The sequence below is a fragment of the Psychrobacter sp. 1U2 genome (assembly GCF_051847575.1).
On the sequence record NZ_JBPYDC010001565.1, the window covers coordinates 1 to 573 of the forward strand.

2 protein-coding genes are annotated in these 573 nt (G+C 39.6%); both read left to right on the forward strand.

Annotated features, from left to right (window positions below):
- Positions 1-205 (forward strand): 4-hydroxythreonine-4-phosphate dehydrogenase PdxA (locus ACS8FD_RS23205; protein WP_439277590.1); only part of this gene is annotated, 205 nt, incomplete at its 5' end.
- 192 nt (positions 206-397) lie between these two features.
- Positions 398-573, forward strand: a 176-nt coding sequence (locus ACS8FD_RS23210) for an rRNA adenine N-6-methyltransferase family protein (RefSeq protein ID WP_439277591.1), incomplete at its 3' end; no start/stop codon positions are given.

Below are 573 nucleotides of genomic sequence, written 5' to 3' on the forward strand. Positions count from 1 at the left end.
TCATGACCAAGGACTGCCTGTGTTAAAGTCGCATGGTTTTGGCGATACGGTTAACTTAACACTAGGATTGCCTTATATTCGCACCTCAGTCGATCATGGTACAGCGCTGGACTTGGCAGGTCGCGGCGAGGCAAGTGCCACAAGCTTGTATCAAGCATTAATCATGGCGAATGAAATGGCTGATAAATCATTGACTACATCATAAATGCGTAATTTAGCTCAGTGCTAAAATACAGCCGGATTATAAGCTATGGTATAATTTTGCACCAAGCACCAATAACAAAGCTATAAAAGTCACCTTTTTCATCGTATTATATTGTCGATGTTCAAGACCAAGCTATTGTGTTGCTCTGTACCCTCATTTTTATTTTATTATTTTACTAATTAAGAATCTTTTATGTCCACAAACTCGTTTGATGCCAAGACATTAGCAGCTAGCTTACGAACTGCCAAACACCAACCGCGAAAACGCTTTGGTCAGAATTTCTTGCATGACAGCAGTATTATTCGCCAGATTGTTGATAGTATCCGTTTGGATCGTAATGACAACTTAATAGAAATTGGTCCTGGTAT